Genomic DNA, 20,400 nt, shown 5'->3' on the forward strand with positions numbered 1-20,400 from the left:
GCCGGCCCCCATCGGGGGCCGGCCTCTCGTCGTCGTCGGAGGCGGTCAGCCGCCGGAGTCGTCCAGCTCCGCGTCCTCGGGGACGACGTCGTCGTCCCGGCTCGCGAGCCAACCGTCGGGCAGGAAGACCTTGCCCGGGGAGTTCGTCCGGCCGCGCGGCTGGCCGAGGGCGGCCACCGGGAACGGCTCCGCCGGGTCGAGCTTGCCGAGCAGGTCGTCGAGCTGGGCCAGGCTCTCGATCATCGCCAGCGAGCGGCGCAGCTCGCCGCCGACCGGAAAGCCCTTGAGGTACCAGGCGACGTGCTTGCGGAAGTCGGTGCACCCGTCCCGCTCACCGCGGGCCGGGTTGCGCGCCCCCGCGACGAACTGGTCGACCAGCAGCTCGGCGTGCCGGCGCATGGTCACCGCCACCTCGCCGAGGGTGGGCAGCCGCCGCTCCGGCCGACCGTGGAAGGCGGCCTCCAGGTCGGCGAAGAGCCACGGTCGGCCCAGGCAGCCGCGCCCGATCACCACGCCGTCGACGCCGGTGTGCGCGACCATCCGCAGCGCGTCGTCGGCCTCCCAGATGTCGCCGTTGCCGAGCACCGGCACGTCCAGGGCCTGCTTGAGCGTGGCGATCGCGTCCCAGTCGGCCGTGCCCGAGTAACGCTGCCCGGCCGTGCGTCCGTGCAGGGCCACCGCGGCGACACCGGCCTCCTGGGCCGCGAGCCCGGCTTCGACGTACGTCAGATGGTCGTCGTCGATGCCCTTGCGCATCTTGACCGTGACCGGCACCCCGGCCGGCGACGCGGCGTCCACCGCGGCCTTCACCAGCCGGGCGAAGAGCCGGCGTCGCCACGGCAACGCCGCGCCGCCACCCCGGCGGGTCACCTTGGGCACCGGGCAGCCGAAGTTCAGGTCGATGTGATCGGCCAGGTTGCGCTCCACGACGATCCGCACCGCGGCGGCGGTGATCTCCGGATCGGTGCCGTAGAGCTGGAGGCTGCGCGGCTGCTCGTCGTCACCGAACGCGATCATGCGCAGCGTCTTCGGATTCCGCTCGACCAGTGCCCGCGTGGTGATCATCTCGCAGACGTAGATGCCGCCGCCCTGCTCCCGGCACAGCCGCCGGAACCCGACGTTGGTGATCCCGGCCATCGGCGCGAGCACAACCGGCGGCCACACCTGATACCGCCCGAGCGTCAACGGGCGCAGCACAGGCACGGTCGAAACATTCACCGGACAAGTGTAAGGAAGGGCCCCTGCTTAACGCCTGGTGCATAGGAAGGGCCCCCTATTAACACGACGCATATCACACCAAGCAATGATCAACGGGGTTGTCCACAGCAGGCGGGTTGTCCACAGCTCGTACGGCTGGGACGGGAACAGCCCGGCTCCGGCAGCCAGGCTGCGGTCATGCGTGAACATCCACCCGAGCTGGCGGCGGTGGTCGAGCGGCAGCAGCAGATCGCCACCCGAGCTCAGTTGCTCGCCGCCGGCTACGACGACATGTACCTGTACCGTCAGGCCCGGCGCGGGCAGTGGCAACGCGTCCTGCCGGCGACGTACGCCCTGGTGACGGGCGTACTGACCGATGAACAACGGCGGATCTCCGCAGCGCTCTACGCCGGGCCGCGGGCGCAGCTCACCAGCTTCGCGGCGCTCGCCTGGTACGGGTTCCGCCAGATTCCGCGCAACACCGACGTACACCTGGTGGTGCCGCACCACACGCGGCGCCGGTCGGCGGGTTACGCCCTTGTTCGGCGAGCCCTGGCACTCGATGATCGGCCCCGGTCGACCGCGCTCTACCCGGTTTGCTCGCCGGCGCGGGCGGTGGTGGACGCGGCCCGTGACCTACGGCAGCTTCGCCCAGTGCGGGCCATCGTCGCCGAGTCCGTCCAGCGCGGCTTCACCGATCTCGGCAGGCTGGACGAGGAGATCCGCCGGGCGCGGCGCAGTCGCACAGCGCTGATCAGGATGGCGTACGCGGAGGTCGTGGCCGGCACCCGGTCGGCTCCAGAGGCGGAGATGCGTGAGTGCCTGGCAGGCAGCGCAGTTCTGCCAGAAATACGATGGAATCCACGCCTTCGTACGCTCGACGGGGCGGCGCTGCCGACGCCGGACGGGTACCTGACCGACTCGGCGGTGGCGCTGGAGGTCGATTCGCAGGAGTACCACTTCAGTCCAAGCGACTGGGCGCGGACGTTGGAACGGCACAACGAGCTGAGTCGGCACGGTGTCCTGGTACTGCACGTTACGCCAGCACAACTCCGGCGCCATCCGGACCACATCCGACGAACTGTCGAGGACGCGTACGAGTCCCGGCAGGGCGTCGGCGCCACGCTCCGGGTCCGGGTCGACTCAGCCGGCCCGGAGCACGCAGGCACCTGATCGGGTACGCGCACACTCCACTCCCGGAGTGTGCGCGGTTAAGAAGGGGCCCCTCCTATACCTGAGGCGTTAAGAAGGGGCCCTTCCTTGCACCTCAGCAGCCGGGGAGACGCTCGATCAGGTAGCGCTCGACCTGGTCCAGGGAGACCCGCTCCTGGGCCATCGTGTCCCGGTTACGAACCGTCACGGCGTTGTCGTCCAGGGTGTCGAAGTCCACCGTCACGCAGAACGGGGTGCCGATCTCGTCCTGCCGGCGGTAACGGCGGCCGATCGCCTGCGAGTCGTCGAACTCCACCACCCAGCGCTTGCGCAGCAGCGCCGCGAGGTCCTTCGCCTTCGGCGACAGCGCCTCGTTGCGGGACAGCGGCAGCACCGCCACCTTGACCGGGGCCAGCCGCGGGTCGAACCGCATCACGGTGCGCTTGTCCACGCCGCCCTTGGTGTTCGGCGCCTCGTCCTCGTCGTACGCCTCCAGCAGGAAGGCGAGCACGGCGCGGGTCAGACCGGCGGCGGGCTCGATGACGTACGGCATCCAGCGCTCGCCCTTGGTCTGGTCGAAGTAGGACAGGTCGACGCCGGAGTGCTTGCTGTGCGTGGAGAGGTCGAAGTCGGTGCGGTTGGCGATGCCCTCCAGCTCGGCGAACTCGGTGCCGCCGAACTGGAAGCGGTATTCGATGTCCACGGTCCGCTTCGAGTAGTGCGAGAGCTTCTCCTTGGGGTGCTCGAAGAGCCGCAGGTTGTCCGCCGACAGGCCGAGGTCGAGATACCAGTTCCAGCGCTCCTGGAGCCAGTACTCGTGCCACTGCTCGTCGGTGCCCGGCTCGACGAAGAACTCCATCTCCATCTGCTCGAACTCGCGGGTCCGGAAGATGAAGTTGCCCGGGGTGATCTCGTTGCGGAACGACTTGCCGGTCTGCGCGATGCCGAACGGCGGCTTCTTGCGGGCGACCGTCTCGACGTTCTTGTAGTTGACGAAGATGCCCTGCGCGGTCTCCGGGCGCAGGTAGTGCAGCCCTTCGTCGCTCTCCACCGGGCCCAAGTAGGTCTTCATCAGGCCGTTGAACATCTTCGGCTCGGTGAAGGTGCCCTTGTTGCCGCAGTTGGGGCAGTTGAGCTCGGCGAGCGAGGTCAGCGGCTTGCCGTGCTTCTCGGCGTACGCCTCCTCGAGGTGGTCGGCCCGGAACCGCTTGTGGCAGAACTGGCACTCGGTGAGCGGGTCGACGAACTCGGCGATGTGACCGGACGCCTCCCACACCCTGCGGGCCAGGATCACCGCGGAGTCGAGGCCGACCACGTCGTCGCGCTGCTGGACCATGGTCTTCCACCACTGCCGGCGGACATTCTCCTTGAGCTCCACGCCGAGCGGGCCGTAGTCCCACGCCGATCGGGTGCCTCCATAGATCTCGCTGGAGGGGAAGACGAAGCCTCGGCGCTTGGCGAGACTGACGACGGCGTCGATACGGTCGGCTGGCATGTTTCCTCCTACGCCGGCTGGCGGTCGGCGGGGGCGAGATGTGGATGGAGCGGGTCAGTTCGGGACAACGGTACGACCACTGTCGCCCCGAGCCCAGCAGAATACCGGGGGCGGCTCAGCTCACCCCGCAGACCTCCATGCCACCGGTCTGGCCGTCCTGACCCAGGCTGACCTGTTGCTGCTCCCGGTCGCCGCCGTCGAGCGTCACGTCGACGGGCACGGTCAGGCTGGTGGTGTCCACCTCACCCACCCGGAACGCGGCGACCTGTGGCTCGGCGGCCGCGCGCCGCTCGAACTCGGGGCGGGACTCGCGCCGCTGCGCGTCGTCGCAGAGCTGGTCGTAGGCCCGTCCGTAGTTCCGCTCGACCAGTGCCTGGTAGTAGTCGCCGGTCACCGTGCGGCCCTGTTCCCGGATCGCCTGCACGCCGGTGACGGCCAGGCCGACCACGGCTGCTCCGCCTCCGCCACAGCAGAGCAGCACGGCGAGCGCGCCGACGCCGAGGCCGATCCAGAGCCGGGTCCGGCGGCCCTCGGTGGGGGGCGCGGCGAACGGCGGCGCCACCCCGGGACCGGGCGGCGGGGCGGGTGCGGTCATAGGAGCAGGGTAGTGCCCGACGGCTCAGCGGTAAGGACCAGCAGCCCGATCACTCTCGGCGACCACCACGGCCCCGCCGGGCGCCGCGGTGGCCAGCGCCTCGTACGCGGACGGCTCGTCGACCGACTCGGCGAGCAGCGGCACCGCGCTCACCTTGACCTCGAAGGCGCCCAGCGCCCGCCGGTACGTGCCGACCGACTCCCACTCGGTGACCAAGGACCAGTGGCGGGGGTCGTCCAGCGCCCGGACCAGTTGACCGCGCAGGTAGCCGGGGCGGGCGGCCAGCGCGGTGAGGGCGGCGTGCGCCCGTTCGGTGAAGTCGTCGGCGACATCGACGTCGACCACGAACCGGTTGGTCACCAGCACCGGGTTCCTCCTCGTAGAGTCTGTGGGATGCAGCGTACGCAGCGCCCCCTGCTGGCTCGGTTGGCCGGGGCGAACCCGACGTCGGTGTTCCTGCTCACCCTGGTGGTGGTGCTGGTCGCGTTCTTCACGCCCGGGGTGATCGGCGGGCTGCTGACGCTGGCGCTGGCCGCGGGCCTGATCGCCCTGTTGGCCACCACCTGGCCGGTTCAGGCCCCGCAGACCCGGCTGATCCGGCTGCTGATGCTGACCCTGCTGGTGACGGTGGGCCTGGTGAAGCTGCTCTGACATGCACTCATGCGTTTTTGACAATCATTATCGTTACGACGGACAGTTGGTGACATGACCAACCGCACCTCGTCTCGTGTCCTGGCCGCCGCGACCGCCCTGCTCGCCCTGGGCGCCGGCGCCGGCTGCTCCGTCGGCGGCGCCGCCGGCGCCGACCCCCAGCGGGTCGACGTGGTCGCCGCGTTCTACCCACTCCAGTTCCTCGCGGAGCGGATCGGCGGCGACGCGGTCCGGGTGACCAACCTCGCCAAGCCGGGCGCAGAGCCGCACGACTTGGAGCTCACACCGAGCCAGGTCGGCCAGGTCAGCGAGGCCGAGCTGATCGTCTACCTGAAGGGCTTCCAGCCGGCGGTGGACGACGCCGTCGCGCAGAACGGTGACGACCGGACGTTCGACGTCACCAGCGTGCAGCCGCTGCTGGACGCGAGCGCCGGCGGGCACAACCACGCTGGCGAGGGCGCGGATGAGCACGCCGAGGAGGAGCACGGCGGCAAGGACCCGCACGTCTGGCTCGACCCGACCCGACTGGCCGCCATCGGCGACCAGTTCGCCCAGCGGCTCGGCAAGGCCGACCCGGATCACGCCGCCGACTACACCGCCCGCTCCGCGGCGCTGCGCTCCGACCTGACGACTCTGGACGGCGAGTTCACCGAGGGCCTGCGGACCTGCCAGCGGCGGGAGATCGTGACCAGCCACGCCGCGTTCGGTTACCTGGCCGACCGGTACCGGCTCCAGCAGGTCGGCATCACCGGGCTGAGCCCGGACGTCGAGCCCTCGCCGCAGCGGCTCGCGCAGGTGATCGAGGAGGCGAAGGAGCACCAGGCCACCACGATCTTCTTCGAGACACTGGTCAGCCCGAAGGTCGCCGAGACCATCGCCGGTCAGGTCGGCGCGCGGACCGCGGTGCTGGACCCGATCGAGGGGCTCGCCGCCGGCAGCGGCGCGGACTACCTTTCGGTCATGCGTACCAACCTGCAGACCCTGCGGACGGCGTTGAGCTGCTCGTGAACGCACCCGTCATCACCGTCGAGCACGGGGCGGTCGGCTACGACGGCCGCCCGGTGCTCCGGGACGTCTCGCTCACCGTGACCGCCGGGGAGGTGGTCGCGGTGCTCGGCGCCAACGGCTCCGGCAAGTCCACGCTGATCCGGGCCGTGCTCGGGCTGGTGCCGCTCGGCGGCGGCTCGATCACCCTCTTCGACCGGCCGTTGCGCCAGTTCCGCCAGTGGCAGCGCATCGGGTACGTCCCGCAGCGCCTGGGCGCCGGCGGCGGCGTGCCGGCCACCGTCCGTGAGGTGGTGGCCTCCGGCCGGCTGGCCCGCCGGGGGGTTCTCCGCCCACCGGGCAGGGCCGACCGGGCCGCCGTCGACGCCGCACTGCGCGCGGTCGGGCTCGCCGACCGTGCCGCGGACCCGGTGTCCACCCTCTCCGGCGGCCAGCAGCAGCGCACGCTGATCGCCCGCGCGCTGGCCGGCCAACCGGAGCTGCTGATCCTCGACGAGCCCACCGCCGGCGTGGACGCGGCCAGCCAGGAGGCGTTCGCCGGGGCGCTGCGCGACTTCGTCGCCGGCGGCGGGACGGTGCTGCTGGTGGCCCACGAGCTGGGCCCGCTGCGACCGGTGATCAGCCGGGCGGTCGTCGTTCACCAGGGCGGCATCTGTCACGACGGTGCGGTGCCGGACCCGGCCGGCCATCACGCGGAGCCCGACCACGACCATGTGCACCCGCACGGTCCCGACGAGCCCGCCGGGCTGTGGAGCAACTGAGCATGGAACTCTTCCAGTACCCCTACATGCAGCGCGCCCTGATCGGCGCGCTGGTGATCGGCCTGGCCGCGCCGGCGCTCGGCATCTACCTGGTGCAGCGCCGGTTGGCGTTGATCGGCGACGGCGTCGGGCACGTGGCGTTGACCGGCGTTGGCGCCGGCCTGCTGCTCAACCGCTCGCCGGTGCTGGTGGCGGTGATCGTGGCCACCATCGGGGCGATCGCCATCGAGCTGGTCCGCGCCCGCGGGCGTACCTCCGGCGACCTGGCCCTGGCGCTGCTCTTCTACGGCGGCATCGCCGGTGGCGTACTGCTGGTCGGGCTCTCCGACGCGACCAGCACCAACCTCAACGCCTACCTGTTCGGGTCGCTGACCACCATCCAGGCCAGTGACCTGATCACCATCGCGGTTCTCGGCGCGGCGATCCTCGTCACCATGATCGCGCTGCGGCCGGCGCTCTTCGCGGTCTGCCACGACGAGGAGTACGCCCGGGTGTCCGGCCTGCCGGTGCGTACGCTCAACCTGCTCATCGCGGTGACCACCGCGATCACCGTGACCATCGCGATGCGGGCCGTCGGGGTGCTGCTGATCAGCGCGCTGATGGTGGTGCCGGTGGCCACCGCCCAACAGGTCACCCGGGGGTTCCGCAGCACGATGACCGCCGCGATGGCGCTCGGCTTCTTCGCCGCCGGCTCCGGCGTGTGGGTGGCGGCCACGGCGGACACGCCGCCGGGCGCCTCGGTGGTGCTGCTGGCGATCGCCTCGTTCCTGGTGGTGGCCGTGGCGGGTGGGGTCTGGCGGGCGTTGCGCCGCCGGGCCGCGCCGGCCGCCGCGCCGGCGCCGGAACCGCACGAGGTTGTGCTGGGGTGAACCTGATCAGCGGGATGTCGCCGATATTGGTTACCGTTGCAGGGTGACCAGCGCGACGGGCTACGAGGGGTTCGATGGGGCCAGCGAGTTGCTTCGCGCCCTGTCGGCGCCCATCCGGCTGGCCATCGTCAGTGAGCTCGCCGACGGCGAGCGGTGCGTGCACGAGCTGGTGGAGAAGCTCGGGGCCGCGCAACCGCTGGTCTCCCAGCACCTGCGGGTGCTGCGCGGCGCGGGCGTGGTGCGGGGTTCCCGCCGTGGGCGGGAGATCGCCTACAGCCTGGTCGACGAGCACGTCGCGCACATCGTGGCGGACGCGGTCAGCCACGCCGGGGAGGGATGATGAGCGAGAGTGGCGCCGCGGTGCGCAACACCCGGCAGCGCTCGGCGGTGAGCGCGCTGCTCGCCGAGATGGAAGGCTTTCACAGCGCCCAGGACCTGCACGCGATGCTGCGGCAGCGCGGCGAGCGGGTCGGCCTGACCACGGTCTACCGCACACTGCAGGGGCTGGCCGACGCGGGCGAGATCGACGTGATGCGCCCGCCGGGCGGCGAGCACCTCTACCGCCGGTGCAGCGAGGGGCACCACCACCACCTGGTGTGCCGAGCCTGCGGGAACACGGTCGAGGTGGCCGGCCCGGCAGTGGAGAGCTGGGCTGACCGGGTCGCCGCCCAGCACGGCTACGCCGACGTCAGCCACACCCTGGAGATCTTCGGCACCTGCCCGGCCTGCGCCCACTGACCAACGCCCCGGCCACCCTCCGCACGCCCTCCCGGGCCCGGCCACCCTCCGCACGCCCTCCCGGCCCGGGGCACCCTCCGCGCGCCCTTTGCTCTGCTTCTACCCACGCAACAGCGGCCGGCCGAAAGTGTTGCGCCAGTTGAAGCAGAGCAAAGGCGCTGGGTAATGCCGCCCGCGCCGGCGGCGGACGACGCTTCGACGGGTGAACCAGCCGCATCCACGGATCACCAGCACCGGCTTCGAGGTGGGGTCCGTGGACGTGGTGGGCGGGACGACGAGTGTCGTGCCGGGCTGTTCGTGGCACGCTGTCCGGCGTGAAGATCTACGCCGATCGCTTTCCCACCGCCGCCCGCCAGTTGCTCACCGATCTGCTCGTCGTCGCCTGGGTGTACGTCGCGATCCGCGGCGCGCTCTGGCTGCACGACCTGGTGCAGAAGCTCGCCGTACCCGGGCAGAAGCTGGAGGGCGCCGGCACCGGGCTCGCCGACAACCTGGGCGACGCCGGCAGCAAGGTCGGCCGGGTGCCGCTGGTCGGCGACGAGCTGACCGCGCCCTTCCAGCGGGCCGCCGATGCCGCCCGGTCGCTCGCCGACGCCGGCCGTGACCAGCAGCACCTGGTCGACCAGCTCGCCCTCGCCCTCGCCATCGCAGTGCTGATCTTCCCGCTCGGGCTGGTGCTGTTCGGGTGGCTGCCCCTGCGGGTCCGCTGGATGCGCCGGGCCTCCTCGGCCACGAAGCTGGCCGCGGGGCCGGCCGGCCGGGACCTGCTCGCCCTGCGCGCGCTGGCCACCCAGCCACTGGGCCGGCTGACCCGGATCGCGCCCGACGTGGCCGAGGCGTGGCGGCGCGGTGACGACGACACCGTCGACGCCCTGGCCGCGCTGGAGTTGCGGCAGCTCGGCCTGCGCGCCAGGAGCCGAGCGGCCCGCTAAGGTCGTCGGCGTGTTCTACTTCCTGGTCGTCATCGCCGTCCTGCTGCTCGGCTACGCCGCGGTCCTGGTCTCCTTCGTCCGACGGGGCAGGAAGATCCCGCCCGCGGCGTACCTGGGTCTGGCGGTGCTCAACGGCCTGATCCTGGCGGCGGTGCTGGCCTGGGCGGTCGCCCGCTGACCGCCCGGCACGGCGACGCGCCGGGCGGCACCGGTCACGGCTTCGGCGGGATACGGCGGCGGACGTCGTCGGCGGCGGACGGACCGGGTGCCCAGCGGGCCACCCAGGGCAGCTCGTCGGACGGGGTGATGACGCCCTCCTCCAAGGCCGCGTAGCGGCCGTCGAGGATGCGCTTCGCGGCGGCGGTGTCGACCGAGTCGGTGTTGTCCCACAGGGCGGCGAACAGCGCGTCCACCCGGACCCGGGCCTGCCGGCAGAACAGGTCGGCCAGCTCGACGTTCTCCGGCCGGCTGTCCCTCTCGGCGGACGCCCGGACGCAGACCGCGGACATCGCGAACAGCTCCGCGCCGATGTCCACCACCCGGCCGAGGAACGCCTGCTTGCGCTCCATCTTTCCCTGCCAGCGGGACATCGCGTAGAACGTCGACCGGGCCAGCTTGCGCGACGAGCGCTCCACCTGACGCAGGTGCGCGGCCAGCGGCCCGAACTCGGCGTACGCCGACGGGCTCTGCCCGCGGCCGACGGCCAGGGTGGGCAGCCACCTCGCGTAGAAGGCCCCGGCCCGGGCCCCGGCACGGGCCTTGCGGCCCCACCCCGCGTCCGGGTCGATGATGTCGCCGGCCACCGACAGGTGTGCGTCGACCGCCTCCCGGGCGATCAGCAGATGCATGATCTCAGTGGAGCCCTCGAAGATCCGGTTGATCCGCAGGTCGCGCAGCATCTGCTCGACCGCGGCCGGTCGTTCGCCGCGGGCGGCCAGCGAGTCGGCCGTCTCGTACCCCCGGCCGCCCCGGATCTGGATCAGCTCGTCGGCGATCTTCCAGGCCATCTCGCTGGCGTACAGCTTGACGAGCGCGGCCTCGATCCGGATGTCGTTGCGGTCGTCGTCGGCGAGCAGGCAGCAGAGGTCGAGCATGGTCTCCATGGCGTACGTGGTGGCGGCGATGAAGGCGAGCTTCTGGGCGACCGCCTCGTGCTCGCCGACCGGTCGGCCCCACTGGACCCGGTCGGCGGACCACTCCCGGGCCACGTTCAGCGCCCACTTGCCTGCGCCCACGCACATCGCCGGCAGTGACAGCCGGCCGGTGTTCAGCGTGGTCAGGGCGATCTTCAACCCCTTGCCCTCGCCGCCGATCACGTTCTCGGCGGGCACGAACACGTCGTGGAACCGGGTGAGGCTGTTTTCCAGGCCGCGCAGGCCGATGAACTCGTTGCGCCGCTCCACGGTGATGCCCGCGCTGTCGCCGTCCACCACGAACGCGGTGATCCCGCCGCGCCGCCCCTCGGTGGCCGGCACCCGGGCCATCACCACCAGCAGGGTGGCGACGATGCCGTTGGTGGCCCAGAGCTTCACGCCGTTGAGCCGGTAGCCGGTGCCGTCCTCGGTCGGCTCGGCGGTGGTGGCCAGGCGGGCCGGGTCGGAGCCGACGTCCGGTTCGGTGAGCAGGAACGCGGACACCTCGCCGGCGGCGAGCCGGGGCAGGAAGCGCTGCTTCTGCTCGGCGGTGCCGAACATCTTCAGCGGCTGCGGCACCCCGATCGACTGGTGCGCCGAGAGCAGCGCGCCGATCGCCGGGCCGACCGAGCCGGCCAGCATCAGCGCTCGGCAGTAGTGCAGGTTGCTCAGCCCGAGACCGCCGTACCCGCGGTCGATCTTCATGCCGAACGCGCCGAGGTCGGCCAGCCCGTGGAACACCGCGTCCGGAATGGACGCGTCGCGCTCGATGGCCGCGCCGTCCACTTCAGAGGCAAGGAAGGCGCGGAACCGGCCGAGGAACTCGTCGGCGCGGGCCACGTCGTCCGGGTCGGACCGCGGCCACGGGTCGATCAGGTCGAGCCGGAACCGGCCGAGGAACAGCTCCTTACCGAAGCTGGGCCGGTCCCACGCGGACTCGCGAGCCGCCTCGGCGACCTGCCGGGCCTCCTTCTCGGAGACCTGCCCCGCCTCCTTCGGCAACGGCGCTGCGGCGCCGGCGGTGTTCGGAGCGGTGCCGGGATCGGGGCCGTCCGCTGCCGGTCGGCCGTTCTGCGTCGTGGTCACGGCTGCCCCCTCGAACCTCGGTGCGGCTGCGTCGACGTGCGCGACTACCGTCACGCTACCCCCGGGTGTTACTCAGGGGTAGCGGTCCGTGAAGATCGAGTTCGATACCTGGCCCCGGCCTCAGCTGGCGAGGGTGCGCGGGTCGTCATCGTCGTCGTCGATGTCGTCGTCCCCCCAGCTGCGCCGGGAGAACGGCAGGGCCACCCAGAACGTGAGGAACCAGAGCGCGGTCAGCGCGCTGAGCACGAACGCGATCGGCCGGTCCAGCACGAAGTCGGTGATCAGCAGCACCGCGCTGACCATGGAGATCAGCATGAAGGCGAGGCCGCCGCTGGCCATCCGGTGCGCGAACCGGACCAGCTCCGGCTTACGCCCCTGCCGGAACAGCGCCCGGTGGAACGCCACCGGCGAGATGATCAGCGCCGTGGCGGCGGCCGCGGCGAGCAGCGCGACGATGTAGACGTCCCGCTGGAACTCGGTCGTGCGACCGAACCCGTTGCTGAACGGCAGGGTGAGCAGGAAGGCGAAGAGGATCTGCACGCCGGTCTGGGCGACCCGCAACTCCTGCAACAGGTCGGCGAAATTGCGCTGCCAACGCTGCTTCTCGGTCTCCTTGGACACGCGCTACCTCCGGTGCGACGGTACTGCCGGCGGTACGGGCCGCCGCCAGCAAGGCAAGTGCCCCACCCGGTCGAGCGCGAAACAGGTTCACGACACCCCGACCGCCGCCGGGGCACCGGCCCCTCCCGGACGAGCCTCAGGAGCCGCGCCGGATGCGGCCCGCGTACCGCGCCTCCAGCGCCGTGTTGTGGGCGTCGCCGTCCGGGATGTTCGCCGACAGGTAGACCGGGGGCCGCTCCCCCGCCGCCAGCAACCTGGCCACCACCTCCACGGTGACCTGCTGGGCCAGCAGCGCCGCCGTGATCGAGGAGACCGCGCCCACCGCGCCACCGCCGGGCAGCGGCAGCGTCGCGTCGCCGTACGGCGCGCCGTTGTCGAGCACCACGTCGGCGAGGTCCGCCAGCTTGCGCCCGGACGGGTGGCGGGAGGTCATCCGGCCGGAGTGCTGTGCGGAGGTGATCGCCACCAGTCCGTGGCCATGCTGCTTGACCAGCGTGGCGAACTCCACCATCGCGCCGTTGACCCCGGAGTTCGACGCGAGCACGAAGACGTCGGTGGGTCGCACCGGGGCCAGCTCGTAGAGCCGGTGCGCCACCGCCGGGTCCCGCTCCAGCAACGGGCCGAGCCGGTCGGCCGGTTCGCCGCCGAGCAGCACCAGGTCGCGCAGCGCGATCCGGTTGGTCGGCACCAGACCGCCCGCCCGGCCGGCGATCTCCATCGCCAACGCCTCGGAGTGCCCGGTGCCGAAGGCGTGCACCACCCCGTCAGCGCGCACCGCGTCGGCGATCAGGTCGGCGGCCCGCCCCACCGCCGCCCGCTGACTCGCGGCCACCCGGCCGATCGTCTCGGTCACCACGGCCAGGTAGTCCTCGGCACTCACCGTCATGCGTCCTCCGTCGTCCGGTTGCTGGCGAGCCATTGCACTGCGAAGTCGACCGCCGCCCGCTGGCGCATCAACCTCCCGGTCCCGGTGCCGACCCGTCCGGTACGGACCGCCCCGGTCGCCTCCAGGTCCCGGCCCAACGCGTCGAAGTCGGTCTCGTCGAGCCGTACGTCCTGCCACCACACCCATTCGCGGCCACCGTCGGCGGTGCGTACCGCCGCGCCCAACTGCTCGTGGGGTGGGGCCGGACGGCGGTACTCGGCCAGGTGCAGCGAGGTGTTCACCGCGTGGTCCACACCGAGCAGCAGCACGTGGGCGTCGAGGTCGTAGAGCCGGGCCAGTGGGGAGCCCTCACCGAGCATGTCGGCCCGGGTGTGCCCGGCGACCACCTGTTCGGCGGCCGGGCCGAGGGCGGCGAACGACACGTGGGGATGGGAGCTGCGCAGCGCTCCGGGCCAGCCGCGGACCGTCTCGGCGAACACGCCCATGAATCGGCTCGGGGTGACCGCCGGATCGAATCCGGGCATCTCGGCGCGGATCAGCGGCCACCAGTCCACCGGCACCGGCGGGTCGCGCCACTGCGCGGGGTCGCTGTTGTCCGGGGTGTGGGTGGGCACCACGATCGTGCCGTCCGGGCCGAGCGCGTCGCGCAGGGCGAGCACCAGCGCCTGCGGACCACCGCAGACGAAACCCAGCTGACGCAGCCCGGCGTGCACCAGCAGCGTCCCGCCGGGGCGTACGCCCAGCATGCGCAGTTGCGCGGCGATCGAGCGCCGGGTCCCCGGCCCGCCGGCGTCCATCGTCACGGTGTGCCTCCCGACCGCCATGGCTCAGGCCGTTCCGCTGGTTCGGGCCAGGATCGCCTCGGCCAGCGGGCCCGGCGCGGCGTCCGGGATCCAGTGGCTCACGCCGGGCAGCTCGACGAAGCGGTAGTCCCCGGTGACGTTGGCGGCGCACGCCTCGGCGGCGGTCCGGCCGATGGCGATGTCCCGGTCGCTCCACACGTACGTGGTGGGCACCGCGACCGGGCCGACGCCGGCCAGGTCGGCGCGGGACATCGCCCGGTACCAGTTCAGCGCCGCGGTGAGCGCGCCCGGCTCGCGCATCGGGTCGGCGTAGTGGTCCACCCGGGACGCGTCGCCCACCCCGGTGAGCAACTTGCGCAGTGCGGTGGCGTTCCACGCCAGCAGCACCTTCTCCGCCTTGCCCGGCTTACGGAACAACGCGATGTACGACGAGCGCGCCTTCTGCTGGCCGTCGGTGGCGAGCGCGTGCGCCATGGCTGCCGGATGTGGCACGGACACCGCGGTCAACGTACGGACCCGCTCGGGGTGCCGGGCGGCCAGCGCCCAGGCCACGATCGCACCCCAGTCGTGGCCGACCAGGTGGACGGCGTCCAGCCCGAGCGCGTCCAGCACCGCCACCGCGTCGGCGACCAGTTCGGGGATCCGGTAGTCCGGGACCGCCGCCGGCCGGGCGCCCGGCGAGTAGCCCCGCTGGTCCAGCGCGTACGTGCGCAGCCCGGCTGTGTGCAGCGCCGTCGCGGCCTCGTCCCACTCGCCGGAGTGCTGGGGGAAGCCGTGCAAAAGCAGGACGGGCGCGCCGTCCGGCGGACCACCGGCGCGTACGTCGAACCTGAGACCCCGTGCGTCAACCCGCATGATCGTCAGCCTACCCAGCCGAAGTCTCCTGAACCGGACCCTGCGGCGGGACGCCCTGCTGGGCCGGTACCCCTGGTCGGTGCTAGCGTCAGCGAGACAACTTCACATCCGACAGGGGAGCGCACAGCGCTGAGAGTGCGGGCACGCCCGCAGACCCTCGAACCTGATCTGGGTAATGCCAGCGCAGGGAGTTCGGTCGACCTCCAGCCGCGCCGCCGTCCGGTGCCACCGGGCGCGCGGCGTGCGTCTTCTCCTGGTTCGCAGTCAGAACTGGGAGCATTCACATGAACCACAGCGACACCAACCGCTGGCGCACCATCGACATCGTGGTCGCCTCGGTGATCGCGGTCGCCTTCGGCGTCATCTTCTGGGCCTGGGGCCTGGTCTGGAGCGCCACCGAGGGGGCGTTCGCCTTCTTCCCGCCGGCACAGACGCTGATCTACGGCGTCTGGCTGATGCCGGCCGTGGTGGGCGGCCTGGTCATCCGCAAGCCCGGCGCCGCGCTCTACTGCGAGACGGTCGCCGCGGTCCTCTCCGCGCTGCTGGGCAGCCAGTGGGCCGGCACGGTGATCCCGCAGGGCATCGTGCAGGGCCTCGGCGCCGAGTTGGCCTTCGCGGCCTTCCGGTACCGCTCGTTCCGGCTGCCGACCGCGGCGCTGGCCGGCGCGCTGACCGGGCTCAGCGCCGCGCTGTTCGACTTCTTCGTCTGGAACGCCGAGTACGAGCTGGTCGACTACCGCATCCCGTACGCGCTGCTCACCATCGTCAGCGCCACCGTGATCGCCGGCGTCGGCGGTTGGGTCCTCACCCGCGCGATGGCAGACACCGGCGTCCTGGACCGCTTCCCGGTCGCCCGCGACCGCGCCGCCATCTGACCCCCACGTCTTCCCCGTTGATCAAGAGGTTTGCGTCAACAAGGGGCGGCGAACTGACGTAAACCTCTTGATCAACGACGTGAGAGCGGCCCGGGCGGGGGAAGGGGGGTGTGGTGAGCGGGGTCCAGCTACGGGGGTTCGGGTGGCGGCACGCCGGGCGGCTCGCGTGGGCCGTACGCGGTGTGGACCTGCGGGTCGAGGCTGGGGAGCGGGTGTTGTTGCTCGGCCCGTCGGGGGCCGGCAAGAGCACGCTGCTCAGCGCGCTGGCCGGGCTGCTGCCGGAGGACTCCGGCGAGCAGGAGGGCACCGTCGAGATCGATGGGCTCGACCCGCGCAAGGGTCGGGAACGGGTCGGCATCGTCTTCCAGGACCCGGAGACCCAGCTGGTGATGGCCCGTAGCGGCGACGACGTCGCCTTCGGGCTGGAGAACCGGGGGGTGCCGACGGACGCGATCTGGCCCCGGGTGGACGAGGCGCTGCGCCGGGTCGGCTTCCCGTACGACCGGGACCGGCCCACCGCCGCGCTCTCCGGCGGCGAGCAGCAACGCCTCGCCCTCGCCGGTGCGCTGGCCCTGCGCCCCGGCCTGCTGCTGCTCGACGAACCGACCGCCAACCTCGACCCGGCCGGGGCAGACCTCGTCCGGCGGGCGGTGGCCGGCGCGCTGGACGCCGACACCACGCTGGTCCTGGTCGAGCACCGGGTCGCCGAGGCGCTTCCGCTGGTCGACCGGGTGGTCGTCCTGGAGCCCGGCGGCGGGGTCCGCGCGGACGGCCCGCCCGCGGCGGTCTTCGCCGCGCACGGCGCCGCCCTCGCCGCCGAGGGCGTCTGGGTGCCGGGTCATCCCGTGGCCATCCGGCGGGCGACCGCCGCCCCCGGCGAGCTGCTGCTCACCGCCGACCGGCTCGGCCTGCCACCCCGGCTGGCCCCCACCGACCTGGCGGTACGCGCCGGCGAGGCGCTCGCCGTGCGCGGGCCGAACGGGGCCGGCAAGTCGACTCTCGCGCTGCTGCTCGGTGGGCTGCTCCGGCCGGGTGCCGGCCGAGTCACCGCGTCCGCCGAACTGGCCGGGCCGGACCACCGCACCGCCCCGCACCGGTGGCGGGCGCCCGCGCTGGCGCGACGGATCGGGTCGGTGTTCCAGGACCCTGAGCACCAGTTCGTCACCAGCACCGTCTTCGACGAGCTGGCGCTCGGCCCGCGCCGGACCGGCCAGCCCGAGGCGGCCGTCAAGGAGACCGTGGCGGGGCTGCTGGACCGGCTGCGGCTGACCCGGCTCGCCGCGGCCAACCCGTACACCCTCTCCGGTGGGGAGGCCCGGCGGCTGAGCGTGGCGACCGCCCTGGCCACCGCGCCCCGCCTGCTGATCTGCGACGAACCCACCTTCGGTCAGGACCGGCGGACCTGGCGGGAGCTGGTCGATCTCTTCGCCGATCTCCGCGACGCCGGGCACGGCGTGGTCACCGTGACCCACGACCCGGACTTCGTCGCCGCGCTCGCCGACCGCACCGTCACCCTGGAGCGATCGTGACCGGCCGCTCGATGATCAGCATCGAGCCGGTCGCCGCGCCCGGTGCGCCGCTGGCCCGCCGTAACCCGGTGGCGAAGGTCGCCGCCGCGCTGGTCTTCTCGTTCACCCTGCTGGCCACCCTGGACCCGGTGGCCCCGGCGATCGCCATCGCCGTCGAACTCGCCGTGCTGCCGCTGTTCGGCATCCGTTACGGGGTGCTGGCCCGGCGGGCCTGGCCGCTGCTGGTCAGCGCCGTCGGCATCCTGGTCACCCTGGTGCTCTTCGCCTCCGACCGGTCCGGTCGGGTCCTGCTGGACGCGGGGCCGGTGCTGGTGACCACCGGAGTGCTGCTCACCGCGCTCGGCCTGATCCTGCGGGTGCTCGCGGTCGCACTGCCCGGCGTCATCGTCTTCGCCACCACCGACCCCACCGACCTGGCGGACGCGCTGATCCAGAACGCGAAGGCGCCGGCCCGGTTCGCCATCGGGGCACTGGCAGCGTTCCGGCTGGTGCCGCTGCTCGGTCAGGAGTGGCAGATGATCAGCATGGCCCGGCGGGCGCGGGGCGTCGACGCCGGACGTAACCCGGCGGCGAAGCTGCGGCTGTTCGCCTCGACCGGGTTCGCGCTGCTGGTCGGGGCGATCCGTCGGGGCACCCGACTGGCCGTGGCGATGGACGCCCGCGGTTTCGACGCCGGCACCCCCCGCACCGTGGCCCGCCGTCAGCCCTTCGGCCTCGCCGACGGACTGCTCATCGCCGGAGCGGTCGCGCTGGCCGGCGCGGCCCTGACGGTGAGCGTGCTGCTCGGCACCTTCCGCCCCCTGCTGGGCTGAGGCTCCCCCACGATCCTGCGGTTGCCGCCCCCGCTGCGGCGGAGGCGGCAACCGCGATTCTCGCGGGGCGGGGCCGGTCAGCTGCGGCGGAAGGCGTAGCGGCGAGGTTGACCGGCTCGCTGGCTCTTGCCACCGGCGGAGCGGGCCGCCCCGGGCAGCGGCGGGCCGGCCTTGGGCGCCGCCGACCGCCCGGCCACCGACGACGCGTCGACCACCGGGGGAACGTCCAGCGCCGCCGGCACGTCGACCACCACGGGCACGTCGATCGCCGCCGGCACCTCGACGGCCGGTGGCACCCCGACCGGCCGGGCCGGCTCGACCGGTATCGCCGGCAGGGCCGACTTGACCGGCAGGGCCGGCAGGTCGGACCGGGTCGACACGGCCGGAAGCGGGCCGCGGCCGGCCGCCGGCTCGGTGCCGGGCCGCGTCAGTGCGGGAGTACGGGACGACTTCTTCTTCGGGTTGCGCCTGGCAGGCATCCGGGCCTCCTTCGTGCCGACCCGTTCCCGCGTTCCGCGGTCGGTCGGCTCGGCTGGTGACCGTCGCACCGCGACGGTCGAGAGGGAAGGGACTGCTCACCGGGGTCGGGCAGGGCCAGCACCGCCGCACGGCGGGTGGGGATGCGGGACGCCCGGGAGCGCTCGGACCGCGGCGCGGGGCGGCGGGCCGGCTCGGAAATGGGGCGTCAGTTACGCATGCCCGCACGCTATCCCGTGGGCGGGCACCGGCGCATCCGTTTTCCCCGACAGCATCGGCGGCCTGCTGGCCGACGCGCTCAACACGACGGTGACCGCGTGGAGAATCGGCTGGTCCGGGGCCGAGCGCCACCGGCCGGTGACTGGCTGTCGACGAGGCGGCCCGCTCCGCCGCGCACCGCGATACGGTCGCAGCACGGCAGTACGACGGTGAGAGGTGGCGGCACGGATGGCTGAGCAGGCGACGGCGCAGATCGGCGTGACGGGGCTGGCGGTGATGGGCCGCAACCTGGCCCGCAACCTGGCCCGCAACGGCTTCACCGTGGCGGTGCACAACCGTTCGCCGGAGCGCACCCGCAGCCTGGTCGCCGAGCACGGCGACGAGGGCACGTTCGCGGCCGGCGAGTCGATGGCCGACTTCGTGGCGTCGCTGGAACGGCCCCGCGCGGTGATCGTGATGGTCAAGGCGGGCGCCCCCACCGACGCGGTGATCGACGAGCTGGTGCCCCTGCTGGAGGAGGGCGACATCGTCGTCGACTGCGGCAACGCCCACTTCGCCGACACCCGCCGCCGCGAGGAGGCGTTGCGCGGGTCCGGGCTGCACTTCGTGGGCACCGGCGTCTCCGGCGGCGAGGAGGGCGCGCTGCTCGGGCCGAGCATCATGCCGGGCGGTTCGGTCGAGTCGTACGCCAAGCTCGGCCCGATGTTCGAGAAGATCTCCGCCCACGTGGACGGGGTGCCGTGCTGCATGCACGTCGGGCCGGATGGCGCCGGGCACTTCGTCAAGATGGTGCACAACGGCATCGAGTACGCCGACATGCAGCTCATCGCCGAGGCGTACGACCTGCTCCGGGCTGGCCTGGGCGCGGAGCCGGCGGAGATCGCGGAGATCTTCCGTGACTGGAACAGCGGCGAGCTGGAGTCCTTCCTCATCGAGATCACCGCCGACGTGCTGGCGCACCGCGACGCCGCCACCGGCCAGCCCTTCGTGGACGTGGTGCAGGACCGGGCCGAGCAGAAGGGCACCGGGCGGTGGACGGTGCAGAGCGCGCTGGACCTGGGCGTGCCGATCACCGGGATCGCCGAGGCGACCTTCGCCCGCTCGCTCTCCGGGCACGTCGACCAGCGCGATGCGGCCCATCGGGCGTTCCCGGACGCCGGCGAGAGGTGGCAGGTGGCCGACCGGGAGGCGTTCATCGAGGACGTCCGGCGCGCGCTGCTCGCCTCGAAGATCGTCGCGTACGCGCAGGGCTTCGACCACATCCGCGCCGGGAGCCAGGAGTACGACTGGGACATCGACCTCGGAGGCACGGCGACCATCTGGCGGGGCGGCTGCATCATCCGCGCCCGCTTCCTGAACCGGATCCGTGAGGCGTACGACAAGCAGCCCGACCTGCCCACGCTGCTGGTGGCGCCGTACTTCGCCGACGCGGTCGCGGCCGGCGTGCCGAGCTGGCGGCGGGTGGTGGCCGACGCGGTCCGGGCCGGGGTGCCGACGCCGGCGTTCTCGTCGTCGCTGGCGTACTTCGACGCGCTGCGCGCCGAGCGCCTGCCGGCCGCGCTGATCCAGGGTCTGCGGGACAACTTCGGCGCGCACACCTACCAGCGCGTCGACCGCGAGGGCTCGTTCCACACCACCTGGGCGGGAGACCGCACCGAGTCCCCGGCCTGACGGCCCGCCGCCTGGCCCCTCTCCCGACGTCGAGTGCG

General features: G+C 72.7%; 23 protein-coding genes and 1 riboswitch. Of the genes, 13 read left to right on the forward strand and 10 right to left on the reverse strand.

The features are described from left to right. Window positions 1–45: 45 nt before the first annotated feature. Window positions 46–1,218, reverse strand: coding sequence for a tRNA dihydrouridine synthase DusB (dusB, locus tag ABZU69_RS18550; protein WP_354965558.1), 1,173 nt, complete (start codon window positions 1,216–1,218; stop codon window positions 46–48). A gap of 177 nt (window positions 1,219–1,395) precedes the next feature. On the opposite strand from dusB, the gene ABZU69_RS18555 reads away from it, so the two are divergent. After that, a complete protein-coding gene (locus tag ABZU69_RS18555) occupies window positions 1,396–2,370 on the forward strand; it encodes a type IV toxin-antitoxin system AbiEi family antitoxin domain-containing protein (protein WP_354965559.1) in 975 nt (324 codons plus the stop codon). Window positions 2,371–2,464: 94 nt separating this feature from the next. Here ABZU69_RS18555 and ABZU69_RS18560 read toward each other — a convergent pair whose 3' ends face one another. The 3 genes from ABZU69_RS18560 to ABZU69_RS18570 all read right to left on the reverse strand — a co-directional run bounded on the left by ABZU69_RS18560 (window position 2,465) and on the right by ABZU69_RS18570 (window position 4,805). Further along, window positions 2,465–3,844, reverse strand: coding sequence for a glycine--tRNA ligase (locus ABZU69_RS18560; protein WP_354965560.1), 1,380 nt, complete (start codon window positions 3,842–3,844; stop codon window positions 2,465–2,467). A gap of 115 nt (window positions 3,845–3,959) precedes the next feature. Continuing rightward, window positions 3,960–4,439 carry a hypothetical protein gene (locus ABZU69_RS18565; protein ID WP_354965561.1) on the reverse strand — a complete coding sequence of 160 codons (480 nt, stop codon included), beginning with the start codon at window positions 4,437–4,439 and terminating at the stop codon, window positions 3,960–3,962. Between the two features lie 24 nt (window positions 4,440–4,463). After that, entirely contained in the window at window positions 4,464–4,805 is a 342-nt protein-coding gene (locus tag ABZU69_RS18570) for an antibiotic biosynthesis monooxygenase (protein WP_074313566.1), read from the reverse strand. 27 nt (window positions 4,806–4,832) lie between these two features. Here ABZU69_RS18570 and ABZU69_RS18575 point away from each other — a divergent pair, with 27 nt between their 5' ends. The 8 genes from ABZU69_RS18575 (at window position 4,833) to ABZU69_RS18610 (ending at window position 9,573) form a co-directional block, all read left to right on the forward strand. Continuing rightward, window positions 4,833–5,090, forward strand: coding sequence for a hypothetical protein (locus tag ABZU69_RS18575; protein WP_354965562.1), 258 nt, complete (start codon window positions 4,833–4,835; stop codon window positions 5,088–5,090). Window positions 5,091–5,144: 54 nt separating this feature from the next. After that, the gene (locus tag ABZU69_RS18580; RefSeq protein ID WP_354965563.1) at window positions 5,145–6,098 is read left to right on the forward strand and encodes a metal ABC transporter substrate-binding protein; all 954 of its coding nucleotides are present in this window, start codon (window positions 5,145–5,147) and stop codon (window positions 6,096–6,098) included. After that, complete coding sequence (locus ABZU69_RS18585) at window positions 6,095–6,856, forward strand: metal ABC transporter ATP-binding protein (RefSeq protein WP_354965564.1); 762 nt, start codon at window positions 6,095–6,097, stop codon at window positions 6,854–6,856. The genes ABZU69_RS18580 and ABZU69_RS18585 overlap by 4 nt, the downstream gene beginning before the upstream one ends. 2 nt (window positions 6,857–6,858) lie before the next feature. Then, window positions 6,859–7,725 carry a metal ABC transporter permease gene (locus ABZU69_RS18590; protein ID WP_354965565.1) on the forward strand — a complete coding sequence of 289 codons (867 nt, stop codon included), beginning with the start codon at window positions 6,859–6,861 and terminating at the stop codon, window positions 7,723–7,725. A 43-nt stretch (window positions 7,726–7,768) separates the two neighbouring features. Next, window positions 7,769–8,065, forward strand: coding sequence for a metalloregulator ArsR/SmtB family transcription factor (locus ABZU69_RS18595; protein WP_089019464.1), 297 nt, complete (start codon window positions 7,769–7,771; stop codon window positions 8,063–8,065). Continuing rightward, window positions 8,065–8,463 (forward strand): Fur family transcriptional regulator, encoded by a 399-nt coding sequence (locus ABZU69_RS18600; protein ID WP_354965566.1) that lies wholly within the window; start codon window positions 8,065–8,067, stop codon window positions 8,461–8,463. The genes ABZU69_RS18595 and ABZU69_RS18600 overlap by 1 nt, the downstream gene beginning before the upstream one ends. Window positions 8,464–8,777: 314 nt before the next feature. Beyond that, the gene (locus ABZU69_RS18605) at window positions 8,778–9,395 is read left to right on the forward strand and encodes a hypothetical protein (protein WP_354965567.1); all 618 of its coding nucleotides are present in this window, start codon (window positions 8,778–8,780) and stop codon (window positions 9,393–9,395) included. Between the two features lie 10 nt (window positions 9,396–9,405). Further along, entirely contained in the window at window positions 9,406–9,573 is a 168-nt protein-coding gene (locus ABZU69_RS18610; protein WP_167517539.1) for a hypothetical protein, read from the forward strand. Between the two features lie 34 nt (window positions 9,574–9,607). Here ABZU69_RS18610 and ABZU69_RS18615 read toward each other — a convergent pair whose 3' ends face one another. The 5 genes from ABZU69_RS18615 to ABZU69_RS18635 form a co-directional block, all read right to left on the reverse strand. Beyond that, complete coding sequence (locus tag ABZU69_RS18615) at window positions 9,608–11,530, reverse strand: acyl-CoA dehydrogenase family protein (RefSeq protein WP_354965655.1); 1,923 nt, start codon at window positions 11,528–11,530, stop codon at window positions 9,608–9,610. 204 nt (window positions 11,531–11,734) lie between these two features. Next, entirely contained in the window at window positions 11,735–12,235 is a 501-nt protein-coding gene (locus ABZU69_RS18620; RefSeq protein WP_354965568.1) for a DUF6328 family protein, read from the reverse strand. 136 nt (window positions 12,236–12,371) lie between these two features. Then, on the reverse strand, window positions 12,372–13,121 hold the full coding sequence (locus ABZU69_RS18625; RefSeq protein ID WP_354965569.1) for an SIS domain-containing protein: 750 nt from the start codon (window positions 13,119–13,121) through the stop codon (window positions 12,372–12,374). Then, complete coding sequence (locus tag ABZU69_RS18630) at window positions 13,118–13,918, reverse strand: AAC(3) family N-acetyltransferase (protein ID WP_354965656.1); 801 nt, start codon at window positions 13,916–13,918, stop codon at window positions 13,118–13,120. Before ABZU69_RS18630 ends, ABZU69_RS18625 begins: the two co-directional genes overlap by 4 nt. Before the next feature lie 30 nt (window positions 13,919–13,948). Continuing rightward, window positions 13,949–14,779, reverse strand: a complete 831-nt coding sequence (locus ABZU69_RS18635) for an alpha/beta fold hydrolase (RefSeq protein ID WP_354965570.1) — start codon at window positions 14,777–14,779, stop codon at window positions 13,949–13,951. Window positions 14,780–14,882: 103 nt separating this feature from the next. Then, window positions 14,883–14,987: riboswitch (TPP riboswitch) on the forward strand. A gap of 76 nt (window positions 14,988–15,063) precedes the next feature. Between ABZU69_RS18635 and ABZU69_RS18640 the strand changes: the two genes are divergently transcribed. From ABZU69_RS18640 to ABZU69_RS18650, 3 genes are all read left to right on the forward strand, one after another. Beyond that, the gene (locus ABZU69_RS18640) at window positions 15,064–15,654 is read left to right on the forward strand and encodes an ECF transporter S component (protein ID WP_354965571.1); all 591 of its coding nucleotides are present in this window, start codon (window positions 15,064–15,066) and stop codon (window positions 15,652–15,654) included. Window positions 15,655–15,767: 113 nt separating this feature from the next. Next, entirely contained in the window at window positions 15,768–17,183 is a 1,416-nt protein-coding gene (locus ABZU69_RS18645; RefSeq protein ID WP_354965572.1) for an ABC transporter ATP-binding protein, read from the forward strand. An 11-nt stretch (window positions 17,184–17,194) separates the two neighbouring features. After that, entirely contained in the window at window positions 17,195–17,995 is an 801-nt protein-coding gene (locus tag ABZU69_RS18650; protein WP_354965657.1) for an energy-coupling factor transporter transmembrane component T, read from the forward strand. Between the two features lie 77 nt (window positions 17,996–18,072). On the opposite strand, the gene ABZU69_RS18655 is transcribed toward ABZU69_RS18650, so the two are convergent. Continuing rightward, a complete protein-coding gene (locus ABZU69_RS18655) occupies window positions 18,073–18,474 on the reverse strand; it encodes a hypothetical protein (protein WP_354965573.1) in 402 nt (133 codons plus the stop codon). A 445-nt stretch (window positions 18,475–18,919) separates the two neighbouring features. Here ABZU69_RS18655 and gndA point away from each other — a divergent pair, with 445 nt between their 5' ends. Continuing rightward, the gene (gene gndA, locus ABZU69_RS18660; protein WP_354965574.1) at window positions 18,920–20,362 is read left to right on the forward strand and encodes an NADP-dependent phosphogluconate dehydrogenase; all 1,443 of its coding nucleotides are present in this window, start codon (window positions 18,920–18,922) and stop codon (window positions 20,360–20,362) included. The last annotated feature ends 38 nt before the right edge of the window (window positions 20,363–20,400 follow it).

The sequence above is a fragment of the Micromonospora sp. NPDC005206 genome, from assembly GCF_040608175.1.
In the GTDB taxonomy this organism is placed as follows: Bacteria; Actinomycetota; Actinomycetes; order Mycobacteriales; family Micromonosporaceae; genus Micromonospora.